The sequence below is a fragment of the Shewanella sediminis HAW-EB3 genome, from assembly GCF_000018025.1.
In the GTDB taxonomy this organism is placed as follows: Bacteria; Pseudomonadota; Gammaproteobacteria; order Enterobacterales; family Shewanellaceae; genus Shewanella; species Shewanella sediminis.
This window is the reverse complement of sequence record NC_009831.1, coordinates 2,643,591-2,664,350: the sequence shown is the minus strand read 5'-3', so window position 1 is coordinate 2,664,350 and position 20,760 is coordinate 2,643,591. Positions and strand designations below refer to the sequence as shown.

Below are 20,760 nucleotides of genomic sequence, written 5' to 3'. Positions count from 1 at the left end.
GTTTTGCTATTTAGTAGTGAGTCTACTTAACAGAAAATCATACAGGCCTTAATAACTACGACTGAACTGGCATTAAGCACACAAATTCAACGCGTTGCTACGTGCATGCTTTTAATTTTACTGGGTGGTACATCGTCAGATTTCACGTAGCGCACGTCTATAATTCTTTGCGGTAGCTCGTTCCTGGATAAAAGCCCACGGACAATAGTTCATACGTAGAAGTTCGTGAGCAAATGTCCTCTGATTGAATGTTCGTTGATAGATAGCCAATAGAGTCAAACACCACAAACAATCAGCTCATACGATTAGCGATTAGTGCCAGATTTAATCCATCCATGGATATAGCCGAGTTCAGCGCTGCTCATAAACGAGAAACCTGACAGTGCTACTTTATTGGAGAAAGGATTGAAGGAAGCACCAAAGAGATCGAGACTTGTGCCTGACAAGGAACTCATTCCACATGGACGTGATGAATCGTTAAAGTAAAAAGTCATAGGATAGGTAGCAACGGCTGTAAAATTTAGTGATACTCGGTTATCAATGAATCAATCACCTAAGAGGCTGATATTCTCGACCTAAGTGAAATTTTTCACATATGCATATTCTTACAAACCCCATTTAACATAATATACATTGTGCGCACAGGCAGATATTGCCACAGCACATAAGTATGACTTTCATTAGTAAAATACAGAAATAGAAAGCTAACCGCCTGTTTTGAAAACATTACCGTTTTCTCGACATATAACCATTAAAAACACATGAGGCAGCTTTCTATGACTAATAATTCTAAAGAAATGGAGTTTCCTATAATGTTAAGTCGTACCCGCTTTTGGTTTTTAACTAATTTTGGAACCAAAAATGGTTCTATAGATAGCCACAAAGCCGCCGCCTATATTGGCGTATCACCGCGAACGGTTCGCCAATGGTGGCGCGTTGGTTGCCCACCGTGGATCGATAAATTGGCCGAACTAGCATCCCGTACCATTCCTGACACTAAGGATTGGGATGGTTTTACGTTTAAGGATGGTCGCTTAATTACCCCATACGATAAGCTAACCTTTGCACCCAGTGAGTTAATGCGTATTTTCTATGACCGACAATTCAACCGATTTGACCGTGTTGAAAAAGACCAGTTAAAGGTTCAGGTTAACGAGCTAAGAAATGAGGAGGAAGCCAGCGCGATTAGAGACGAAATTGACGGCATGATACAGAGCCTTGAATCACTTAAGCGTTCGCCTATTGTGGCACCTAAGATGGTGTATGCTAAAAAAGTAAGAGATAAGCGGCAACGGTAAGATAACAAAAAACCATGGATTATTACGTTACTAAAAGCTGGCGACCCGACCCATAAACGGAGTGTTTGGGTCGGAACAGCTATTATTGTTAATTTCTTTATGCTTTTGCATCTCGTTTTTCGGCGTTTTTTCTTGGCCCCTCTGGTGTCATGGAGTAAAGAGCCATTAACTCGTTGGGTTCAGTGATGCCTTTTTTAACGATGAAGTTCAACAGCTCAAACATTTTGGAGGCAATATGGTCAAAATCATCGTCAGACATTTCTCCAGGATGAACTGCATTGTTTCCTGTAATTCGTACAGTATCAGCAACTTTGACAACTAGCGGTGGTAAAGTATTATTGCTTGCGAGAGCTCTTATATCTTCGTTGATATTATCGCCCTTCTCTCCAAGATGCTTACACAATTTTTGTAAACCAAGTCTCAATAAGGCAGCTGCGCCTCTAGGAGATTTCGAAAATATTTTAGCCGCTTCTTGATAATCGACAATAACGTCGGCAGGCATATCTGTTGCAGGCAAAGGGGCTACACCAAAGTCTGGGAAAAGCATTTCTCCTTTTATAGCTGCCGAGCGACCTTCAACATACCCTTCTTTAATAACCCGCCAAATACTAGAGTTATCACATCTGGAGCAACAGGCTTGCATATAAGAAGTTGCAACCCCCCTATTAAATAGTCTATTCCAATTCATATGTGCGAACGTTCCACATAACGGACAATGAAAGCCAGTTAGTGTAATGCATGGTGCTACGTAGTTCATTTAGTTGTCCGTATTATTAATACTATTTAGAAGAACAATCAGTAAATACAAAATTTCGTTTAAAACCAATCTACTTTACTGTTTTTTAGTGATTTTTCAATATTTATTGGGTTTATAATTTCAACTTTCTTGGATTGTTCATTTTAAATAGTTCTGCGGTGGCAATACATGTTAAATCCCTACTTTAACGCGAATATCATTAACCCTGTCTTGCAGCTTCTTAAGCCAGCTTTTAAGCTCATCATTTTGCTGTTTAAGATGCGCAATGTTACTGCGATTATTCCCTATCATAGTAGCGACAATAATCGCTTGAGTGGCCAGATAAATAGCATCTTTTGCGTTTATATCCATTAATTCACCACCGCATCAATTAAGCCGTGAACCGAACAGTAATCAACGCCAACGCTTAAGCCTTGCTCGTTTAATTCCGCTTTTAATTGCGCTCTGAATTCGTCAGTTGTTGCCCCGCAATATGCTGCTGATATATCGCCAACTTGATAGTCAATATTGGCGCAACCTGCCAACAATAAGATAAAAAATGCTGTGCTTTGTTTCACCATTTTGGACCACCTATTTTTATAGCTAAATACATCATTTTTGCTTTTATTTTACCCACCCCAGCACACAAACAGGCGTTGTAATACATCTTGTGCACCTGCTTATGTGTCCGGCCTGACCTTTCACGTAGAACACAAAACTTGTCATGCACAATACTGGCGTTTCTGTGCTTACCAACAAACGGCGAACCTATCAGCGTCCAAGCAGGTCGCGGAATACTTGAGCCGTCCGGCGTGTCGTTTGCTTCTGCTTTCCACTCGATACCATTGGCATCAGTAAAGGTGAAATCTTCAAGCAAGCGAACATTACGACCATCGGGCAACCATTCTGTTTTAGGCAACCCTGAAAAACATGCTTTTCTCATGCTACAAGCCCCCTATCGGCTTACCGATTAAATGCCTGTATTCAGGTTTTAGTGTCCGACCATCAAATAACTGTTTCATCATTACCCGATAATCGGTGTCTCTGGTAAGCACTTGCCACGCCTCCTCAGAGATCACAAAGTTGGTATTGAGATACCATGGCTGAATAACTAAGTCGGTTAACTCAACAGGTGACCAGCCCCCTAGCCTTGCATCAACATCAGACCAAAGTTGTCCAACAGGCTTTGTTGCTTCATTAACAACCTTATCTAAACGCTTATAACCCTGTGAATATTTGTAAACGATATACACAGCAGCCAACGCCAAAATAATGTTATGCGAACCCTTCGGCAGTTGCATTGCTGATAGTGATTTCATCATATGGGTTATATCCATTTTCGAAGTGAATCATTGCAGAAACTACCCGAGGATAATCAGCCGCGCCTAATGGTTGAGAGGCCAAAACCCCAGCTTTTCTAGCCACGAATGAAATGTATTTATCAGTCGGGTTATTGTCGCTTGGCGGAGCCCAACGGGTAACAATATCTTGAACATTATTAAGCCCCCATTTATCTCGATAAGTTTTAAGAGTACGAGCGGCAGCACGAATGCCCCAAAATGGAGACTCGAAGATGATAAAGCGACCATCATCGCCCTTCATGCCCTGCCATTGGTCACGACCAGCCTCTATATTTAGCGGGTTATTGTTCCTAATACCTTTTGGTACAGGATCACCGCCAGATTGTTGATATGGTTTGTTTGATATTGGCATGTTGCTGTCTCCCGACAGTATTTTATTAAAATCAAAATTGAGGTAATCGAGCGGTGAATCAGCACCACTCGTTTGACCAGGAGAGGAAGAGTTGACGGCTACGGGCGTTGACCGTGGTGACTTTAACCACCACCAAGCCCCCGCCGCACAAACTGCGCCCGCCGTGATTATCATCATGCGGCGCATTAGCTTAATAGCTCCATAACCTCGACCGTTGCGGGCGCTAAATCCCCGATAATCGCCACGTTGAAGCGGTAAATATCATCACCATAGCCCACAATTAACACGCCGTTTTCAGCAACCCTTAATTCTCTATAAGTGCCGCCCTCAACCGCGCCATGTGTTGCAAGGTCTGCGACCACCTCAAAAGCGGTATTGCCTGACGAGTCTTTATAAACCAAGATGATTTTCAAGTCAGTACAGGCCATTAATGCCATTGAGTCGTTGAGGAATACGATTTGACTGTCCTCTGCCCCAGAGGTGAAACTGGTGTTATAGGTTTCGTAGGTTTCTAAGAAATCATATGAGATCACCATACCCGCCGAACGCTTCGCAATGAAAAAATTCCCACTCTGATTAATAGCATACTGAGTCATCCCCCAGCCTTGCGGCTTAATGCCAACCTCCACCCAATTTTTGCCACCGTCATAGGTACGCTGTAATTTATCATTCCCATTTGGCGCACCACGATAGCCGTTTAACTCATCGGTAAACATGACCCGCCTATAATTTAACGTTCCTTTTTGCGAGTAAAAACTGACTAGCGTGTCCATATTAATGACAGCGTGATAAGCCCCCGCATTGGTTGTCAAAAAAGAGCCTGAGCGAGTTGTTTTTTCTCCCATACCCGCAGGAAGAAAACCCATATTATGACTGATTAATTTGACCAACTTGAAAGTTAGACCGTGATCAGTAGACACATAGTAACCAACCCGATTCGAGTCTAAGCCAACCGCCCATAACTCGCCGCGCTCGGCATTGAGATCAATCAGATCCATAGTGTTCCAATTTACCCCCGACCACAGCCCAGCCGTCACATGGTCGCGCCATACGGGATCGCCCACCGTCCAGATACGCATTGGGTGAGCGCCATTATAATCATGTGCCAACCTAACCGCGCCGTCATCACTCTCCCAACGCCAAAACGAAGTTGCCACCCCCTCATTAAAACCGCCAACTTGAGAGTCTTTAAACGTGGTTTGTGAGGCATCCAGAAATGCAGGTCTTTTATAAGCCATAAGCACACCAGCTAAGGGGATCTCCTCCGTGACACCAGCTTTTAACTTCCAGCCGCTACCATCAACACCCGCACCGCCAAGAAAAACATCTTTATTGGTTCGTAATCTGGTAGCTGTTCGGGTTAAGTCAGAGCCGTTAATCTGAGCTTCACCCTCGACTTTTACTTGCTCTGTTCTAATGGCTTTTGCGGCTGAATTACTATAGCGACTTTGTGACATAGACACTTTACCCGCCCACAGTTCAATAGGCTGATCCAAGTCACTGGTTATAATGATTTCATCAAACGGCATAGCTTGAGGGAGGCTCATACCAACCCACATTTTAGAGTCGATAACCGTTGAACCTTTAAGCCTAAGTTCAACATTCACGATCCCACTTGCAGAAACCAAAGAGAAGTAACTTCCCTCCTTTCCCATATTAACAAAGCCACTTTTAATTGAAGTGTTAATTATCATGCTGCTTTCCTCTTTGAAGCCACGACAACGAGCACCGCTAACGTTAATACAACGCCTCCGGCAACCATCATCATTTTATTATTACTTTCAGCTATTGCCGCACCATCAGAGCGACTAAAGTCATTGGCGAAATCCATCACCTGCCCAAAACCATCGGCCAGCTGTTTATTGGCATCACGGCTTGAATCGGCAATGGTTTTGGTGGTCATTTCTGCAAGGTAAGCACTGTTATCGAGTGATTTACCCGCCAGTATTGCGTTATCTTCACCAGAACGCGCAACCGCACCAGTAACCAATTGAGCTAAATCAAAGTTACCTTCCATAGATGCTTTTGAAATATCGGCGTTTAGCCTTGCCGCATCGTCCAAAGACGCCGCCGCATTGTCCAAAACACCCGCACCTAATAACAACGTATTGCGGTTACTTTCAGCCGTTAATTCTGAAAGCTCAGTGAGTGAATCAGTTGAAAGTCGTGCTAGTTCGATATTGGTATCAAAGGCACCCTCAACTAATTGCCCTGAGGCGTTCAAGAAGTTTTCGCCCTGCCTTTCGACAGACATTGATATATCACTAACAGCATTAAAACCATCGGAGACCATTCCGGCACCTTGGCTAAAAAACATAGGGAGTGTTTTAACGAGATCGCCAACGACTTTAAACGCGCCCCCATCGGTTACCGTGTTGCCATTACCATTTAGAACAAGGCCATTGTTTGCACCCTGAATACCAAAAGTGGTACTTGTGTTGTTAGTCGTTTGACTTGATGCAGAACGTGAATTAGAACCCATCAGAATACCCTTCTTAAAACTGTCTCCGCGCGTACTAGCCCGAGGCCAGCGGCTTTCGACATTCTAAGCATGGGCTCAGGTTTTAACGTATGAAGACGAACAGAATAATACCCTTGTAACTTTGCTTGTCGCATAATCTCAAAGGTGTGTTTTTGCGAATTTTTACCCGCCGCCGCAACTATCACTAACTCTTTACCTTTTGCAGCTTGTTCATCTCGCAAAACTGCAAAAAACTCATTACCCCAACTGGTGAGAATAGAACGACCATCAGTGACTTCTTGCTGTATTTCCGGCAAGTCATCACCTAAGGCCGTTTCGAGTAATCGCCAGATAAGACGATTTATTTTTTCTGAGTTAGCAGCCACAATGCGCCCAAAGCAAGCAGACCGAACAGAATCATGTTTGAGTTACCACCCGCACCAGATCCCATACCAAAATCAACATTTCCGCCAGTAAATGAGGCGTTGTTGGCTTGGTCACCAGTGCCCGAGCTGGCGGCGCTGCTGTTGCTCATGCTTGGCATGCCGCTCATCAGTCACCCGCCTTATCTTTTCCATACTTAGAATTAAGCACCTTAGCGACAATAATTCCGGCGGTGGCACTGGCAGCGCAAGCAATCGCAAACTGAATAAAGAATTTCTGCATTATGCTTTACCCCGCAGAGCTAACCCGACAACCAGCAATACTGCAAAACCAGCAATAACGGTTTTCTGAGGCAAACCAAATACCATAGTTTCTGCTGGCTTAGGCGCTGGCTGATGCACTACAGGAAGTGGTTGCTGGTCAACTTCGGCTAATTGGTTCTGAGCTTTTGGGTTTGAATCTTTGAGCGCATTAACCTGTTCGATTTGCGCCCACTTATTCAGCCCTAAATCAAGAAAATCTAGAGCACCACCCCAAGCACCACCGAGACCACTATCAGTGGAGCCATATTGATTAATTGGCATCATAATGCGCTCCTTATAGACCCGCTAAACCACTGACATACTCAACAATCAAATAAGCTGGTGTTGATGCGACAGTGTCATCAGCGGCGGTGATAGTTAGACGGAAATCTTGCACATCATCACAAGAGACAGCCTGTTTAATATCACCCTCAAGCACAAAATCTACGCTATCCCAATCGGCTTGCGCGTTTCGGCCATTAGCTAGATTCAGCTTGGCGATCACATCCGTTGGCAAGTCGTAAAGCGTTGCGCCATTGCGTTGAACCTTTAACTGATCAACCGTTGCCGCCGTCACAACATGAACAGCCAAAATTCGGGTATTGGGTGCCATAACAATGTTATCAATTTCATTTTCACCCGCTGAAATAGCTAACGGCACATGGCGGTTTTTGGTACAGATGCCGAAAGGCGCTACATCAGACTGATAAGCAAATGCTTTTAGCACAGGAGCGGCGGCACCAGCATCAATATCAAACTCAATGGTTACAGATGTGATGACATCAGCACCTTCAAATACATTTGAAGTACCCAAAGATAAAGCACGTTGTTCAAGCAATGTTTTCATTTCATCACGCTTAAAATGAAAATCGAGGTAACCCGCTGTTAGTTTGTATTGGTAACGGTCGTTAAACTTGTTCAAATCCGTACCATGCTTAAAGGTGGCAATCTGCTTACCATTCACTTTAATTTTGATATTTTTGATTTGAGCGGCAGTGACACCCGTATGTTTAACTACAACTTGGTCATAGGTCGCGCCAATTGGAAAGGTTAAAACGGCAGTTTCACCTTTAGCAACAGACGAGAAAGAAGGAAGTCTTTGATATAAGCGCATAATCTACTCCCTTAACCTATTGAACGGCGAACAGTAGAATTGCGGTTACTCATGTAGGTAACAACAACAGAGACAGCAAGCGAAATGCCAGCGGTGATTAAATGTGATTTTTTCATCTTCATTTTCCCTTAAAGGACGGTGGAGCCTTCCGGCTCGGTTAATTCCGTTTCACAACGGTTCAGCTTTGCGTGTCGCTTCACAGCGAGACTTAATTGATAACCCTGCAACGTGCTAGTAAAAATCATCAATTCACTACAGCGTGTCACAGGCTTATCGAGGGCTACAATAAAACCCTACATTTGGAAAAATTTAAAACTAATTCCCGAAACATTCCGGCAATTTCCCGCAATTAGAACGTATAAACCTTGTTTTGATAGTTGCCTATGCCCTTAGTCTTATAGAGAAAGTGCTTTTCGCGTTTCTTGTTAAGCTTGCCAAGGTTGATTATTTCAGTCATCGGGCAATCGAGTTCATCTTGCCAACGCCTTGCGTCAACCATTGCTTGCTGTTCACCGATAAAGTGGCGTGTTGCATTGGCAATCATGGTTTTAGGCACTTCTGAGGGACGTTGAAAAACCCAATGAGCTATCAAGCCAAACTTACGCCCACCAGAGGCAATCTCACCAAGCTTTGACCTATCCGCCCCACTGGTTTCGGTATACTTGCCTAATTCCTCAAAAATCACATCTAAGACGCGATTACCATCGGACGCCGCCCACATGATCCCCGCGAACCATAGGGCTTCATCCCGTAACTTTTCAGCACTCACATTTGGTTGATAAGCGACCGCAAATGTCTTGCCTGAACTCCACGCCTGAATGAAGTATTTCAGGAAGTTATTGCGGGTTTTGTAATGGTGAACCTTTCGGCCTTTCCCTAGCCCTGATAAGGCTTTGAGCTTCCCCATGCGATAATCACCGTATGGATCAAAAATGGCCGCATTCCTGCCGACTAATCCGGCAAGTTTCACCGCAACGGTTTTACCAGAACCAGACGCCCCGCAGTAACATGTATGCAGGTTGTCATGCTTATTGTTCGGATTGATTGCCATGGTCTTTCTCTTCCTGTTTTTTCTTGGCTTCTTTGGCTTCGGCATCTTCAAGTGCATAGCGACGATGCGCCCCATAAACTCCCGCACCTAACGCCAAACACCCCGCCCCCGCTTGAAGTTCAGCACCCCATTTAGACATGAGCTGACCCATATCAGTTAGGTCGTATTTAACGAGCAACGGAGCCATTGAATCAGCCCATTTATCAAGAGCGGTCTGGTTAACGCCATAGTCACGACCAAACACCATAGCCGCACCACCCGCAATCATGCCCCCAATCTCTTTAGCCATGGTCTTAGCTTCTGCTAACTTACCGCCTTGCGTTGGTACAGAATCCGGCATTGCCGCCGACTCATCAGGGATTGCTGCTGATTCTGAGCTGTTAGCCATTGCCGCAAGTTCATCAGAGATTTCCGCCTGAATCTCATCTCTTTCTTCCAGAGATAACGGGCTTCCATCCTGCGCCCCGTCTAGGGATTCCTGAACTTTTAACGCCTCATCTATGACATCAACATTTTCAGTCACTTTATTGCTTTTATCATTTGATTTACCAGCCATCATTTATCCCCTAACTGCTTTAAAAAACATGGCTAATACAGACAAAACGCCAATTGTACCCACCGCTACACTCTTACCTGAGATCCCCGAATTTTCCGGTTTATCTTCGGCATTACTTTCCGGCTTATCTTCAACAGGTGGTGACCATTCACCCTCCACGCTTTCGGCCTGTTCAGGGGCATCCGGCAAACCTGATTTACCATCAATAGCCGCTTGCCATTTAGCTTGGAGCTGCTTACCTGAACGTCTATCCATTCCGCAGGTTTTGCAATGCAGATAAAGCAGAGGCGAGTTATTCAACTTTTTAACCGAAGCATCACCACCACAGGCGTCACACTGAATAGTCACTAATATTGGATTAGCCATGTAGTCCCCCAGTAAAATAGATAGAAGCTCAGATACACAAGGCTGAGATGATAAAGCGAACCATCAAACCGCTTAGGTTTGCTTTTAGTCTTTTCAATGGCCGTAGACACGAATGATTTACCATCGTGAACCAGACCAACAGAACCAACATTCACGGCTTGTTTTGGCTCATCGGTTGCGACAGTTTCACCTCGATTAATGGCATAGATGCGATTGTGTTCTAACGCCCTTGTTTTTTTGCTCTTATGATTTCCCATCATTAGTCCTCTGGTTAAATTGCTTTGGTCATTCTTCCGGTTTTCCGGCTTCTGGCTGAATCGGTGTAATACCCCTTATTTTCACGTAAAAATTCGGCTACCTGCTTAAACTCAATCGCCGCATCTGATGGAATCCAAACAGTAACTTTCTCTAACCCTTGAGCCTTTAATTTGGCTTCATACTTCTGGTTTTTTGATAATTTTGCCGACATATGACCCCCCAACAAATAGGTCATCAGTGACCTAGCCTTAAAACTGATTTTTATTGTTTGCTTGAACGTGCTTCAATTGCTCTCAATTCGCCTTCTTTTTTTCGCTTTTCATACCGCGATTCAATCGAAGTAACTTCGTACTCAACTCCGTATATTTCCCGATATTCTTGTTTAGTTATGACTTTTGGGTAAGTGAAATGGCATTGTCCCGAGTAACAGCAACCCATCATCAGCCCTTATCTTTCTCAACTAAGTAGGCAATCAGTTCACCCATTAATTTATGACTGTCTCTTGCTGCTTTTTTTGCCAAACCTGCGACTTCAAACATACTTGCCTTGTCAGCTTTATCGATCGTCAAGCCAACTTGTTTATGCTGTTCAATTATGCGTTCAAGCATGCTTCATACTCCATATAATCCACGCCCCATTCAGAGGCTTGTTGTTCAGTGTCGATTTCTGGCGGTAGCTTTTCCCTAAGCCATAAACCCCAAATAATTTCGTTTTCTAAATATCGGTTTCTCACTCGGCTGAATGTTTTTCTAACCCCCTCTTTTGCTGCGGTTAACATGTTTGTAAAAGGGCTTTTCTCTGGTGCCGCCGTTGAATCTGTCGCATTCCACATACGAACACCCACCGCCCAATTGAGAAAAGTTTTCAGACTGAGATCACCTTTAAAGGTGATCATGTAATCATTTGCCCTAACGGGGCTTTTTCTCAGTTCAGCTTTAAAATCACTGATACTTTTTTCAATGGCTTTAATCCGGCCATTTACTTTGGTAAGGCTCTGTTTGGTATTTTTACAAAATGATTTATCTCGAATTGCTTTGTCTAGCGACTCATTAGCCAGCCTGATTTTATGCAGCACTGGTTTTGCTTTGTTGTGCATCTTGGCTTTAATCTCACCAATCATTGAAGCCATATGTTCAGCATGAAAGTTGGCTATATTTTCCCAAGGTAAAGCGCGAGCGGTTTTAGATATGTTGTAGCGGTTGCCTTTGACTTCCCCCTGGTCACTTGAGCTATCTCCCTTAAGCAAATAACCCAAGGCTTTGAGCATGTAACCGCTCGCCGCTTGCGGGTTTTTAATCCGCTCAAGCTTGGCGAACCCTTGCCCCCATATCCCTTCTATTCTCGCCGCCCAGTCGTGGAACAAATACGGTTCAACATTCCAGCGCATCAAAACATGACAATGAGGGTTTGGGCTTACTTCTCCGTAACATTCAAAACCATTGCGGCGGCTAATCACTTTTGGTTTTGTCGGTGCCTCTGCTACCCATAAATAATCCAGTTTATCTGCGTTTGGTGGGATCACTTCACTAGCGCCGATTGAATCAAATGTATGGCGGCTTTGCTTTGGGATTTCTTCACCATCAAAGCCAATACACTCAAAGCCTTGGCGCGTTTTTAATACTTGGTTATCGACCGACCAGCCCCGTTGATACATTTTTTGCATTGCATCAAAAAAGCGCGAGCATTCAGCCCCGATAGTTGACTCACCCGAGTTGATACGCGCCCTTGCCTCAGCATTAAAAGTCAGGGTTAAAAACGTGTTATAGCCACCTTTGACAGCGGCAACATAGGCACCTGAATCAAGAATATTTTTAGCTGCGCGAGTGGTTAAAAACTTAGTAACCCGATCACCTGCTTGAGTGGGGGGAGGGCTCGAAGGGCTAACATCGGCTGTTACTCTAATTCGGTATTCATTAGCCCATTCACGGTGAGACAAGCGAGCAATTGCGGTTTTTTGACTAAAAGCGGGTTTAATTTCACCCGTTTCAGTATCGACAACGCCAACGCCTGCAACATGCTTCAATACATTAGCCGCACTCAGAGCCCCGCTATCAACGACCACGCTCTCAAGCATTTCTTGAGGCGCTAACCCTTCACGCCGTAGTAAAGCGTTAAAATCATCAATTGCTTTCGAGGTTGCCCTATTGGGAACACCATCAACAGGTTGTGTCGGACTTTTGCGATCCTTGACTAGCCTAGCTTTTTCGGCCGTTGGCCGCCCTGCGGGGCTTGGTGCATATTTAAAATATTCGCGCTCATCACGCTTAAATAACCAATCTAAATTTCTAACTTGTTCTTTGCTTTTTTCCGATGCAAAAAAACCAGCTCTTGGGCTGGTTAAATCTTGCGGTTCAAACACTGGCGGCGAGATATTTTCATTTATATCCACCGCATTCATTGAGAGCTTAGTGATCATCGTCATCACCCTCAGTTACAGAAAAGCCTGAATCAAAAGCAAGAGGCTGCTCTACACGATCACGCCAATCAGGGGAAAAATTTTCATCTGCATACAACTCGGCGAGCAATTGCCCATCGCCGTAGTGCAGCTCTAAATAGTCGATTAACGAAAGAGCATATTCAGTCATCATCTATAGGCCTTGAATCGTTTCTTTCTAAAAACACTTCACGTCTACAGTGATAAACATCATCACTACTCAGATAAACAATAAAATCGCCAGTGGTTACTGGCTCATAGTGTTTAAAGAAAACTACTTCTCCACCGATATTTATCGCCGAAGTGCTTTTCTCGTGTAATGCTTCAACTATCAAATCACAATCTTTGACTTCATAAGCAGTTCTGACAACGGGTCTACTTTGATATTTTTTAAACATCAAAGCCCCCTTACCATTTCGGCAGCTTGTAAACGGTACTTTTTGGCAATGGCGAACTGTTCGTCAGCTTTGGTTAATTCGCCCATACCGCGCCAATACTTTGAGTAACTAAGGTGATTTTTGGCTGATTCGATTAAGTGTTCGGGAGTTAAAAAGGACATTGGTCAACCTCCCAATCCATCATCAAATCTATTGCAGCTCTAAGCTTGCCTCCTAGCTCACTATGTTCTAATGAGCTTGGCAGCTCTACATAAACGGTCTTTAAAACCTTATGCAATGCATCAATATGTAAATGTGCTTCGGCGGCACTGGCTTTCATGTCGTCGAATTCGTCAGGGCTAGGCATATCAATTTCGAGGGTTTCGGCATGGGCGCAAATCATGCGCAAGTGAGGCGTTAAGGTAAGGGTTATCATTTTACCCCCCTTAAATGCAGCAGTTTAAAGCGGCGCAAACATAAGATATTACGCGCTAACTTTTCGGGGTCTTGCTCATGGATAGCTGTTACAGGTAAGTAACTAGCTATCTCAATATTTGTGTGGGGTACTTTTTTATATTTCATTTAATTCGTCTCCTGTAATGCCTGTTGGGTTTTGTGGCTAACGGAACGCATCCGGCGATCCGCGCCACAACAGGACGGGAAAACGATACAACGGTTACAACCGAACTACAACGGTCATCACCGTTGCTTTGCGCGTTGCCGATGCAACGGCTACACTAGTTGTAGGACACCAAAGGGACTTAAAAATGCAACCATCTGAAATCCTCGATTTCATAAGAGCCGCGTACGGGCTGACTTCTGACTATCAAGTAATGAAGAAATTTAACTTTTCTCAGGCTTGCGTTTCTGGATGGCGTACTAACCGCTATTTTCCGAAAGATGCTGTTTTGATTGAAATCTCGGAAGCACTCGACATTCACTTAGGCGTTTTACTATTACATTCAGCCGTTTGGCGTCAAAAAGACCCCAAAGCAAAAGCGGCTTTAGAGAGCATCATAAGAATGCTTCCTTATTGTAAATATCCAGAAAATGAAGAGGCTTTAAGCTAGTGAGGTGTGGCAATATGTGCCACATTTTACGGGCTATAACTATCAACTAAGCTACTGTATACAAGCGCTTTTGTCCATTTGCGCTTGAGTTAACTTTCTATACATTGTGCGCATACGCATGTAAGCATTTATGAAGTGACTTTATTAGACAATTGGTGGTCAAAGCCTTTCAGAATGTATTCTTTCACTTTTAAGATCTGCCTTCGATTAAGCTTCAATATATTAAGATCTAAAAGCATCGCTACTAGCTGAGGTTAAACGTTGTGACATCTAATCCGATAATTGAAATAGCCGACGCTCGTGATACATAAGGCATGTATTGCGCCCAGCCCACAGTCTTAGATAAGCCCTAATATTATTGAGTTCAAAATTGTGTCGCTTGAACTTACATGCATTCAATACATTAATATTTGCGGCAGCTAGAAATCCAGGCGGATAGACATGTTGTCGGACAGTAACTTCTATCGATATCATTACAAGTCGAGATGCTCGGTGCGGACCTTAAAATAACTGCGTTAACTTCCTACATAGAATGGAGATCTGCCATCACGTGGCACGGCAACATACCGGCCTCCATCGACTGTTATTGTATGGTACAGGTCGAACATGAACAGATCGCAATTATCCAAGCTTTCATTGTACGCCGTGACACCTAAGCGTTCTGAGCCTCTGGATATTTTTGACAGAGAATCTGTCCCAATAAAAATTCAATAGCCGTCTGTTCTGCTGTTTTCATGATTTCATTAGCTCTTGATTAGCCAGTGCTATGACTATAGATCAATAAAACTAAATTGACTCATTAGTCATGCTGTTGAGTCTTAACAATTGTCATTTTAGTCATTGCACAAAGGTATTTATGAAAAATTCCAGCGTCTGATTATGTCTAAGCCTATATTAAGTGATAAGCGCCCTCACCTAGCCAACCGTTACATGGCGCGGATGAATATGTGGTTTCTCGAACTCAATCTTTGTACTGGTCCCAGTCATCAGATTTTTTTACGATCGTATCGATAATGTCAGAAAGTTCTTCGCCTTTTGGCGTTAATCCGTAATACACGGACAAGGGTACCGTTTCTTCTTGTCTTCGCCACACGAACCCCTCTTGATTTAACAGCTTCAATCGTTCACTTAATACTTTGCTAGAAACGAGTGCTAGCTGCTTTTTTATCTGCCCAAAACGCATTTCATGATGCTGACCCACTAACCAAACAATATGAGCCGTCCACTTTGTCGAGATCAAGGTTAAGTATTTGTCTGCACTACAATAGCCTTCGGGTTGCTTGCCTTGTTCACTCATACTACTTCCCTTCATCTTTGCTTTGAAAGCATCAAACTGACACTTAATCACCACCTTGGTTATCTAAGTTAGTTACTTATAGGTAGTTAGTTACTTTTAAGTACCTAGTTTCTTTTTGATACTTACTTCAATATTATAACTTCAACATCAAAAACATCCAACTGAGGACATATTATGAAAGCTGTATGGTTCGTAATTTTAAGTACAATATCTCTTTTCTCTTATGCATCAACAGATTATACAAAACCGCAAACACCTGATGAATTACACCAACTCTTTGCAGAGTATTTCTCAAATAAAGATGTTGCAGGGTTAAGCACGTTATTCCATGAAGATGCGGTATTCGTCTTAGACGCTGAAGGCAATCTAGCCAAAGGCAGAGAAGCAATATCGCAGGTTCTAACTGGTTATATGCAAGGCGATGTTACCATGGTCACACACGCCACTTCGATTCACATCAACGGTAATCTTGCACTTATCCGTTCAGATTGGGAAATTCCTAATGTACAAACAGGGATGGCTCTTGAAGTGATGAAGTACATTGATGGAGGCTGGGTTTATGTCATCGATAATCCACATGGATTCTAAGAACTATCCATCCACCTAAGAACCAATTGAACAGTGCACTGTTCAATGTTCAATGTTTACAGCAGGAATAAGATTGGCGGCGTATACAACACCGACAGCAATGGCAACACATGTAAAACCTCTCCTACAGCTATGCAGCAATTACTACTTCGCTATGTCGCCTGCGGCAAGTTCAGTGAAACTATAGGATACATCTACCCGTAAATAGCTTCATTAAGTGGCTAATAACCGGTTCATAGATAGCAGATCAAAAGAGATTAATCCCCACTTAAGCTTAATGGTGTAACATCTTGATTTAACGAAATCTTTTTACCTATGACCATTTCATTTTTTAGACCGAAAGAAATGAGAGTTGATTAAGCCGTACTTTGGCCGAGGGTTAGTTCAGAAACATCATTTTGGCTAAAACTGAATGAGAGCAGAAGAATGACACAAGTAAATATTGAAGACAAAATGAATGAACGCCTAAGAAATACCTTCAATACAATCCTTATTGGATCGATGATAGCTTTAGCTATTGCGGGTTCTCATATTGCTTTGGATAGAAACTTCCCGGTTATTGTCGAAGAGACAACAGATGGCACAAATATCAGAGTCAACTGTACCGGTAAAGGCCAGGGACACATTGTCGATAGCTATCAGATCGAGGGGGACATACTTACCTACAAGTTGTCAGGTAAAAATACTGAGGTCATCGCTCATATGGCTAACTGTAGAATCATGATCGAGAATAAGCAGTAACATGTTAGCGGCTCTATCAGTACTGTTATTTTCACTATCTAAACCAGGAAGACCTTGTTTTAAAACAGCAAAAAAAGGCCTGCTAAGAAGCAGGCCTTAAGAAAAGTGAGTGAAAAGCGCGTCGGGGGCTAGCTATTTCAGGGTTTTGCTACTTCCCTCGTTGACCGCGCTGTAAGCCCAGAAACTAACACGGTTGCTGAACTTAGAGTCATGATATCCTATAAACTTAACAACCCTATCACGCTCTAAGAAACGCTTTTCATAGTTCAGTATAGTCAACTTTTTACCTACTATTTGCCTATAAGTGGTTTAGGAACCAAACAGTCTAAAAAGATTGAGCGTTATTTCTAACATGAAGACATGGTTAGGAAGCTCTCTACCTTGTCACATAACCATTGAGGATCATCCAGTGGTATATCATGACCGGCAACCGTATTCACAAGCAATGGCTCATGCCATTTATCCGCTATTGCCTTAGTAGCATCATGGCTAACCAGGTTATCATTGAGGGATGATATAAATAGCAGTCTGCAACTCACAGGCCTTGTGATGTCAAACCTGAACGCTGCCAATAACTGCCTGAAAAAGTTGTTTTTTCTGATTGGGTACTCCTCTGCATAACTAATCCAATCATCGATTGTTTTGGTGCTTTCACTCCGGTTTGAAACCAGACTATAGATAGCCTTCTCTCGTCGCTCCACATTTGAGAATACAGCCTTGATGATTTTAAAATAATTTTTCGGACTTAACCTATGATGGAAACCGGAATAATTTTTGGCACTGGTATTTATACAGATCACGCTATTGATCTCATCCGGGTACATTGCAGCCCACCGCAAGCCAATCATGCCTCCCATAGAGATGGCTATGATGTTGACAGGACTTCTATCACCAAGATCTTCTCTGATTTTATCTACCATCGACTCGATAGAGATTGGAGACAGTTCCATATTTCGCCGACCAGATCCTGGAATATTAACGCAAATAACATCTGCATCAGGAAATTTTTTAGATAGAAGGGCCGGGAATCTCCCCCAATGTCTCTGCTCTCTGAATAACCCTCTGATCAATACAAAGGAGATCGATTTTTTCGTTATCGGCATATTACTTCTACTGTTCCAGGTGCTAACCAAGCGTCACTTCCCCTTCCAGGCGGTTCCTATTCTATACATATTAGGGCACTGACCAAGGATTAGGAATAGTCACGGTTCCACATACGATCATAACCATGGATATAATACCGATCGATAATTGGTGTGGGAATGGTGCTCCCTTCTGAAGTCATTCAACGCAGAATTAGGCAGCCAAAAACACTCCTGAAAGGCGAGTTTTAGCGCATTCGATGCTGTGTTAACGAGCTTAAACGTAGAATAACTATGCTCTTCACTCGTTGCCTAGCCTCAGAAGCGCTAAATTCTCGCTGAGCGATCACATCTTTATACCGATTGGTATAACTCCGTTATGTATCGTTCCCCGCTGGTTCTACTATAATTTTAATTCATATACTTGTTCTTGCTACTGGCATAACAGGCATACATAAGAATGCCGGATGATATAAGTGAATAACGATAATGACTGAACTTAAGATACGTGCCGTGGGTACGGGGTTGGGAGTTGAGCTGCCACACGATGTGCTCGACCAGCTCAAGCTCCATAAAGGCGAAAGCCTATTTCTGGAAGCTATGCCTGACGGCAACTATCGGCTGGCCATAAACAATGGAACAGCCGATGAGCAGATGACCCTAATCGAAGACTATATGCACGAAGAAGACGCATGAAATAGAGTAACCACTACCCCATTACTGTTTATTGTAATCTTTGGGGCGCACCATACTTGAGCCCTTTATTTCAAGAGCTGTTTTCCGCAGCATAAACAATAGTCTCGTTTTTACACGCCTTTACATTTGGGCGATACTGCTTGAACGTGTATTTGATACGCTGTAGCTATCAACTACGCCGGAGTGCTTATGTCTACATCAACCACATGAGGTCGACATACTTAACTTATTGGTTTAATAGCAAAATACCATAAGGCTCTAAGTGAAGGGACATCGATATTAAAAGACATATAGGCCTACAGCTTCCGTAGTGGACTACACTCATAGAGACTCTGAAATACTTTTAAACCAATAACTCAGCGCTTATGATTTGTAAGGAGTATAAATGGAACTACTACTTGATGAGCTTATGGACATTATCGAGTTTGTGAGTGAATACCAATACACAGGGGGTGGAAGTTATGAGAAAAAAGACAGCTTCCAACAAGGTCGCTTTCGGACTATTGAGATAAAGGAGAAGTGTATAGCGGACTATAATGATTCTCCATCCATTGAAAAGCTCAACCAACTACTTGGACAGCTCGACAAAAGATTAGAGAAAGGCTACGACAACCCTGAACTCCAAGTCTGGAAATTGATTTAAAATAACCGCTTCTGTTAGCCAGTTGACGTTCCAACTGGCTTTTCCTGTTCGATAAAACTATCGACTAACATTTCATCGAGCGCTTCGAAGTGGATTTTTTCATTCACTCTTTCATTGAACGAACCAGCTTAAGCAAACTTTACTTGTTAAGCGATGCTGGTTAACACGCCTGATTTAATCTCTTTTTCGCGCAGTACCCATGCCTGAGCGATCGACTCTTGAGCGCTGGCTAAGGGATTATCTCTCTCTAATGCCTCGGTCATCGTCTCTAACGTGTTTAGCGATTGTGCTCTTCTTAATTTGAGAAGGTAATCCAGTGTCATTGGATCAATTTTTGAAGTTTGCATTTAATCTCGTATTGTTATTAATCTTGTATCGGCCAGTGTAGTCAGTTAATCCTGAACTAAACCAAAGAGGTTTAACTCTGTGAGTTGCAGATTGTACAGCCGTATCCAGGTAGATAATAGGTAGTTTAAACGATCGCTAATTGAAAGATCAAAGTTTAGTCGTGGTCAATTTAGCACTAACCCAAAAAAGGTGCTGGCAGATAGATAGTTTAGCCACATTAAAACCGGTTATCAGTGTAGTACCAGATCCAACATCTTTGTCTCCTTGCTGTTGGTGGTAAGTTTGTTGATGTTTATGGCAGGCATGCTATTTATTCTCTTCTTGCCTTGTGTCTATCGGGTGATTTTTAACTTAATTGTCTCTACTCTACCTTTACCAGGCAGCTTAGCTTAGTTACTAGCCCTCCCCTTTAAGCAGTGATAAAACTTCAAATTTCAGATTAAGCATGGTCAAAACATTTTATTTTAATTCCACCACAATGTCATTAATGGTTCAACTCTTCCCGTTAACATAAATTAAAAACTAAATGACGTTAATCGTTCTACTTACACCCCATATGTAGAGTGAATACTCCATTTTATAACGAGGTCTACTTCGTTGATAAATATAAGCAGCCCTCACTGCTAATTAACCCATTTATCATTTACGATTTTACTGCGGATTTATATTCCCAGAGGAGTAATTAGCCAGCCATATCACAATACAAAGTTTCAGCTTTAAACATTTCACTAGCTGCTAAACCTTTATTCATTGCCCTGTGCGTAAACACTGTAATTAAAACACGCCAATTTGGCCATCTCTCCTAAACTTCACTTTATCTACAACCTTCTTACAACCTTAAAGAAATAGACGTTTTACATAGAGCACCTCTAAAAGCATTAACCTCTAACTTAACTTCTCCAAGCGATAAGCTCGCTATTTTATTCGAATAATAATCTCTGTGATTAAATTGACATTCGGGCCTAAAAGATAACCTATATCACGTTACTCAGCATTTGGTGACCAACTCCACAGTAAGAGCCCACATCCAACCGCAGTCAAACTTATCACATTAAAAACAGCAACCTACACACGAGAGGACATCAACAACAAGAAAGCCTTCACTTCTTGATCTGGTTAACATCAGCCTTATTAATATACTGGTAGGAAACAGTCGATCTTACGCTGTATTTAGTATTTCCTACACGCCCGCACAAGCACCTCATTAATTAAGGGAAAGCTGTAGTAAAAAAATCTTATACGTTT

At 42.8% G+C, this 20,760-nt stretch carries 33 protein-coding genes; 6 read left to right on the top strand and 27 right to left on the bottom strand.

What is annotated here, in order from left to right:
* The first annotated feature begins 812 nt into the window (after positions 1-812).
* Complete coding sequence (locus SSED_RS11560) at positions 813-1,298, top strand: hypothetical protein (RefSeq protein WP_012142550.1); 486 nt, start codon at positions 813-815, stop codon at positions 1,296-1,298.
* Positions 1,299-1,395: 97 nt separating this feature from the next.
* On the opposite strand, the gene SSED_RS11555 is transcribed toward SSED_RS11560, so the two are convergent.
* The 24 genes from SSED_RS11555 to SSED_RS24835 form a co-directional block, all read right to left on the bottom strand.
* Positions 1,396-1,986 (bottom strand): DUF4145 domain-containing protein, encoded by a 591-nt coding sequence (locus SSED_RS11555; RefSeq protein WP_150104330.1) that lies wholly within the window; start codon positions 1,984-1,986, stop codon positions 1,396-1,398.
* Positions 1,987-2,226: 240 nt separating this feature from the next.
* Positions 2,227-2,406 (bottom strand): hypothetical protein, encoded by a 180-nt coding sequence (locus tag SSED_RS11550; protein ID WP_041421662.1) that lies wholly within the window; start codon positions 2,404-2,406, stop codon positions 2,227-2,229.
* Complete coding sequence (locus tag SSED_RS11545; RefSeq protein ID WP_041421660.1) at positions 2,406-2,615, bottom strand: hypothetical protein; 210 nt, start codon at positions 2,613-2,615, stop codon at positions 2,406-2,408. Before SSED_RS11545 ends, SSED_RS11550 begins: the two co-directional genes overlap by 1 nt.
* The gene (locus SSED_RS11540) at positions 2,609-2,977 is read right to left on the bottom strand and encodes a DUF1353 domain-containing protein (RefSeq protein ID WP_049772111.1); all 369 of its coding nucleotides are present in this window, start codon (positions 2,975-2,977) and stop codon (positions 2,609-2,611) included. The genes SSED_RS11545 and SSED_RS11540 overlap by 7 nt, the downstream gene beginning before the upstream one ends.
* Before the next feature lies 1 nt (position 2,978).
* A complete protein-coding gene (locus SSED_RS11535; RefSeq protein WP_223295977.1) occupies positions 2,979-3,356 on the bottom strand; it encodes a hypothetical protein in 378 nt (125 codons plus the stop codon).
* The gene (locus SSED_RS24850; protein WP_012142546.1) at positions 3,310-3,933 is read right to left on the bottom strand and encodes a hypothetical protein; all 624 of its coding nucleotides are present in this window, start codon (positions 3,931-3,933) and stop codon (positions 3,310-3,312) included. Before SSED_RS24850 ends, SSED_RS11535 begins: the two co-directional genes overlap by 47 nt.
* Positions 3,933-5,441: a hypothetical protein gene (locus SSED_RS11525; RefSeq protein WP_012142545.1), complete on the bottom strand. Its 1,509-nt coding sequence runs from the start codon at positions 5,439-5,441 to the stop codon at positions 3,933-3,935. The genes SSED_RS24850 and SSED_RS11525 overlap by 1 nt, the downstream gene beginning before the upstream one ends.
* The gene (locus tag SSED_RS11520) at positions 5,438-6,229 is read right to left on the bottom strand and encodes a hypothetical protein (RefSeq protein WP_012142544.1); all 792 of its coding nucleotides are present in this window, start codon (positions 6,227-6,229) and stop codon (positions 5,438-5,440) included. The genes SSED_RS11525 and SSED_RS11520 overlap by 4 nt, the downstream gene beginning before the upstream one ends.
* Positions 6,229-6,594, bottom strand: coding sequence for a hypothetical protein (locus SSED_RS11515; RefSeq protein ID WP_012142543.1), 366 nt, complete (start codon positions 6,592-6,594; stop codon positions 6,229-6,231). Before SSED_RS11515 ends, SSED_RS11520 begins: the two co-directional genes overlap by 1 nt.
* A complete protein-coding gene (locus SSED_RS11510; protein WP_041421659.1) occupies positions 6,570-6,761 on the bottom strand; it encodes a hypothetical protein in 192 nt (63 codons plus the stop codon). Before SSED_RS11510 ends, SSED_RS11515 begins: the two co-directional genes overlap by 25 nt.
* Positions 6,762-6,873: 112 nt before the next feature.
* Positions 6,874-7,179 carry a hypothetical protein gene (locus SSED_RS11505; RefSeq protein WP_012142542.1) on the bottom strand — a complete coding sequence of 102 codons (306 nt, stop codon included), beginning with the start codon at positions 7,177-7,179 and terminating at the stop codon, positions 6,874-6,876.
* Positions 7,180-7,189: 10 nt separating this feature from the next.
* Positions 7,190-8,008: a major capsid protein P2 gene (locus tag SSED_RS11500; RefSeq protein WP_012142541.1), complete on the bottom strand. Its 819-nt coding sequence runs from the start codon at positions 8,006-8,008 to the stop codon at positions 7,190-7,192.
* A gap of 349 nt (positions 8,009-8,357) precedes the next feature.
* Complete coding sequence (locus SSED_RS11495; RefSeq protein WP_012142540.1) at positions 8,358-9,059, bottom strand: ATP-binding protein; 702 nt, start codon at positions 9,057-9,059, stop codon at positions 8,358-8,360.
* Positions 9,037-9,618 carry a hypothetical protein gene (locus SSED_RS11490; protein ID WP_012142539.1) on the bottom strand — a complete coding sequence of 194 codons (582 nt, stop codon included), beginning with the start codon at positions 9,616-9,618 and terminating at the stop codon, positions 9,037-9,039. Before SSED_RS11490 ends, SSED_RS11495 begins: the two co-directional genes overlap by 23 nt.
* The gene (locus tag SSED_RS11485; protein ID WP_012142538.1) at positions 9,619-9,981 is read right to left on the bottom strand and encodes a hypothetical protein; all 363 of its coding nucleotides are present in this window, start codon (positions 9,979-9,981) and stop codon (positions 9,619-9,621) included.
* Positions 9,963-10,241, bottom strand: coding sequence for a hypothetical protein (locus SSED_RS11480; RefSeq protein ID WP_012142537.1), 279 nt, complete (start codon positions 10,239-10,241; stop codon positions 9,963-9,965). Before SSED_RS11480 ends, SSED_RS11485 begins: the two co-directional genes overlap by 19 nt.
* Positions 10,242-10,252: 11 nt before the next feature.
* On the bottom strand, positions 10,253-10,450 hold the full coding sequence (locus SSED_RS11475; RefSeq protein WP_041422118.1) for a hypothetical protein: 198 nt from the start codon (positions 10,448-10,450) through the stop codon (positions 10,253-10,255).
* Positions 10,451-10,679: 229 nt separating this feature from the next.
* On the bottom strand, positions 10,680-10,847 hold the full coding sequence (locus SSED_RS24845) for a hypothetical protein (protein WP_190273205.1): 168 nt from the start codon (positions 10,845-10,847) through the stop codon (positions 10,680-10,682).
* Positions 10,832-12,655, bottom strand: a complete 1,824-nt coding sequence (locus SSED_RS11470) for a hypothetical protein (protein WP_012142536.1) — start codon at positions 12,653-12,655, stop codon at positions 10,832-10,834. The genes SSED_RS24845 and SSED_RS11470 overlap by 16 nt, the downstream gene beginning before the upstream one ends.
* Positions 12,645-12,827, bottom strand: a complete 183-nt coding sequence (locus SSED_RS11465; RefSeq protein ID WP_041421658.1) for a hypothetical protein — start codon at positions 12,825-12,827, stop codon at positions 12,645-12,647. Before SSED_RS11465 ends, SSED_RS11470 begins: the two co-directional genes overlap by 11 nt.
* A complete protein-coding gene (locus SSED_RS11460) occupies positions 12,817-13,071 on the bottom strand; it encodes a hypothetical protein (protein ID WP_041421657.1) in 255 nt (84 codons plus the stop codon). The genes SSED_RS11465 and SSED_RS11460 overlap by 11 nt, the downstream gene beginning before the upstream one ends.
* Entirely contained in the window at positions 13,071-13,232 is a 162-nt protein-coding gene (locus SSED_RS24840) for a hypothetical protein (RefSeq protein ID WP_190273204.1), read from the bottom strand. Before SSED_RS24840 ends, SSED_RS11460 begins: the two co-directional genes overlap by 1 nt.
* Positions 13,220-13,486: a hypothetical protein gene (locus SSED_RS11455; protein WP_012142534.1), complete on the bottom strand. Its 267-nt coding sequence runs from the start codon at positions 13,484-13,486 to the stop codon at positions 13,220-13,222. The genes SSED_RS24840 and SSED_RS11455 overlap by 13 nt, the downstream gene beginning before the upstream one ends.
* Entirely contained in the window at positions 13,483-13,632 is a 150-nt protein-coding gene (locus SSED_RS24835; RefSeq protein ID WP_190273203.1) for a hypothetical protein, read from the bottom strand. Before SSED_RS24835 ends, SSED_RS11455 begins: the two co-directional genes overlap by 4 nt.
* A gap of 185 nt (positions 13,633-13,817) precedes the next feature.
* On the opposite strand from SSED_RS24835, the gene SSED_RS11450 reads away from it, so the two are divergent.
* A complete protein-coding gene (locus SSED_RS11450; RefSeq protein WP_041421656.1) occupies positions 13,818-14,120 on the top strand; it encodes a hypothetical protein in 303 nt (100 codons plus the stop codon).
* Between the two features lie 961 nt (positions 14,121-15,081).
* Here SSED_RS11450 and SSED_RS11445 read toward each other — a convergent pair.
* A complete protein-coding gene (locus SSED_RS11445) occupies positions 15,082-15,417 on the bottom strand; it encodes a winged helix-turn-helix transcriptional regulator (protein WP_012142533.1) in 336 nt (111 codons plus the stop codon).
* Between the two features lie 174 nt (positions 15,418-15,591).
* Between SSED_RS11445 and SSED_RS11440 the strand changes: the two genes are divergently transcribed.
* The gene (locus SSED_RS11440) at positions 15,592-16,005 is read left to right on the top strand and encodes a YybH family protein (protein ID WP_012142532.1); all 414 of its coding nucleotides are present in this window, start codon (positions 15,592-15,594) and stop codon (positions 16,003-16,005) included.
* A 426-nt stretch (positions 16,006-16,431) separates the two neighbouring features.
* Entirely contained in the window at positions 16,432-16,746 is a 315-nt protein-coding gene (locus tag SSED_RS11435; RefSeq protein WP_012142531.1) for a hypothetical protein, read from the top strand.
* 347 nt (positions 16,747-17,093) lie between these two features.
* Here SSED_RS11435 and SSED_RS11430 read toward each other — a convergent pair whose 3' ends face one another.
* The gene (locus SSED_RS11430) at positions 17,094-17,849 is read right to left on the bottom strand and encodes an alpha/beta fold hydrolase (RefSeq protein WP_041421655.1); all 756 of its coding nucleotides are present in this window, start codon (positions 17,847-17,849) and stop codon (positions 17,094-17,096) included.
* Positions 17,850-18,317: 468 nt separating this feature from the next.
* On the opposite strand from SSED_RS11430, the gene SSED_RS11425 reads away from it, so the two are divergent.
* Positions 18,318-18,524: an AbrB/MazE/SpoVT family DNA-binding domain-containing protein gene (locus SSED_RS11425; protein WP_041421654.1), complete on the top strand. Its 207-nt coding sequence runs from the start codon at positions 18,318-18,320 to the stop codon at positions 18,522-18,524.
* A 385-nt stretch (positions 18,525-18,909) separates the two neighbouring features.
* The gene (locus SSED_RS11420; RefSeq protein ID WP_041421653.1) at positions 18,910-19,167 is read left to right on the top strand and encodes a hypothetical protein; all 258 of its coding nucleotides are present in this window, start codon (positions 18,910-18,912) and stop codon (positions 19,165-19,167) included.
* A gap of 146 nt (positions 19,168-19,313) precedes the next feature.
* Here the strand turns inward: SSED_RS11420 and SSED_RS11415 are convergent, their stop codons facing one another.
* Entirely contained in the window at positions 19,314-19,514 is a 201-nt protein-coding gene (locus SSED_RS11415) for a hypothetical protein (protein ID WP_041421652.1), read from the bottom strand.
* Between the last annotated feature and the right edge of the window lie 1,246 nt (positions 19,515-20,760).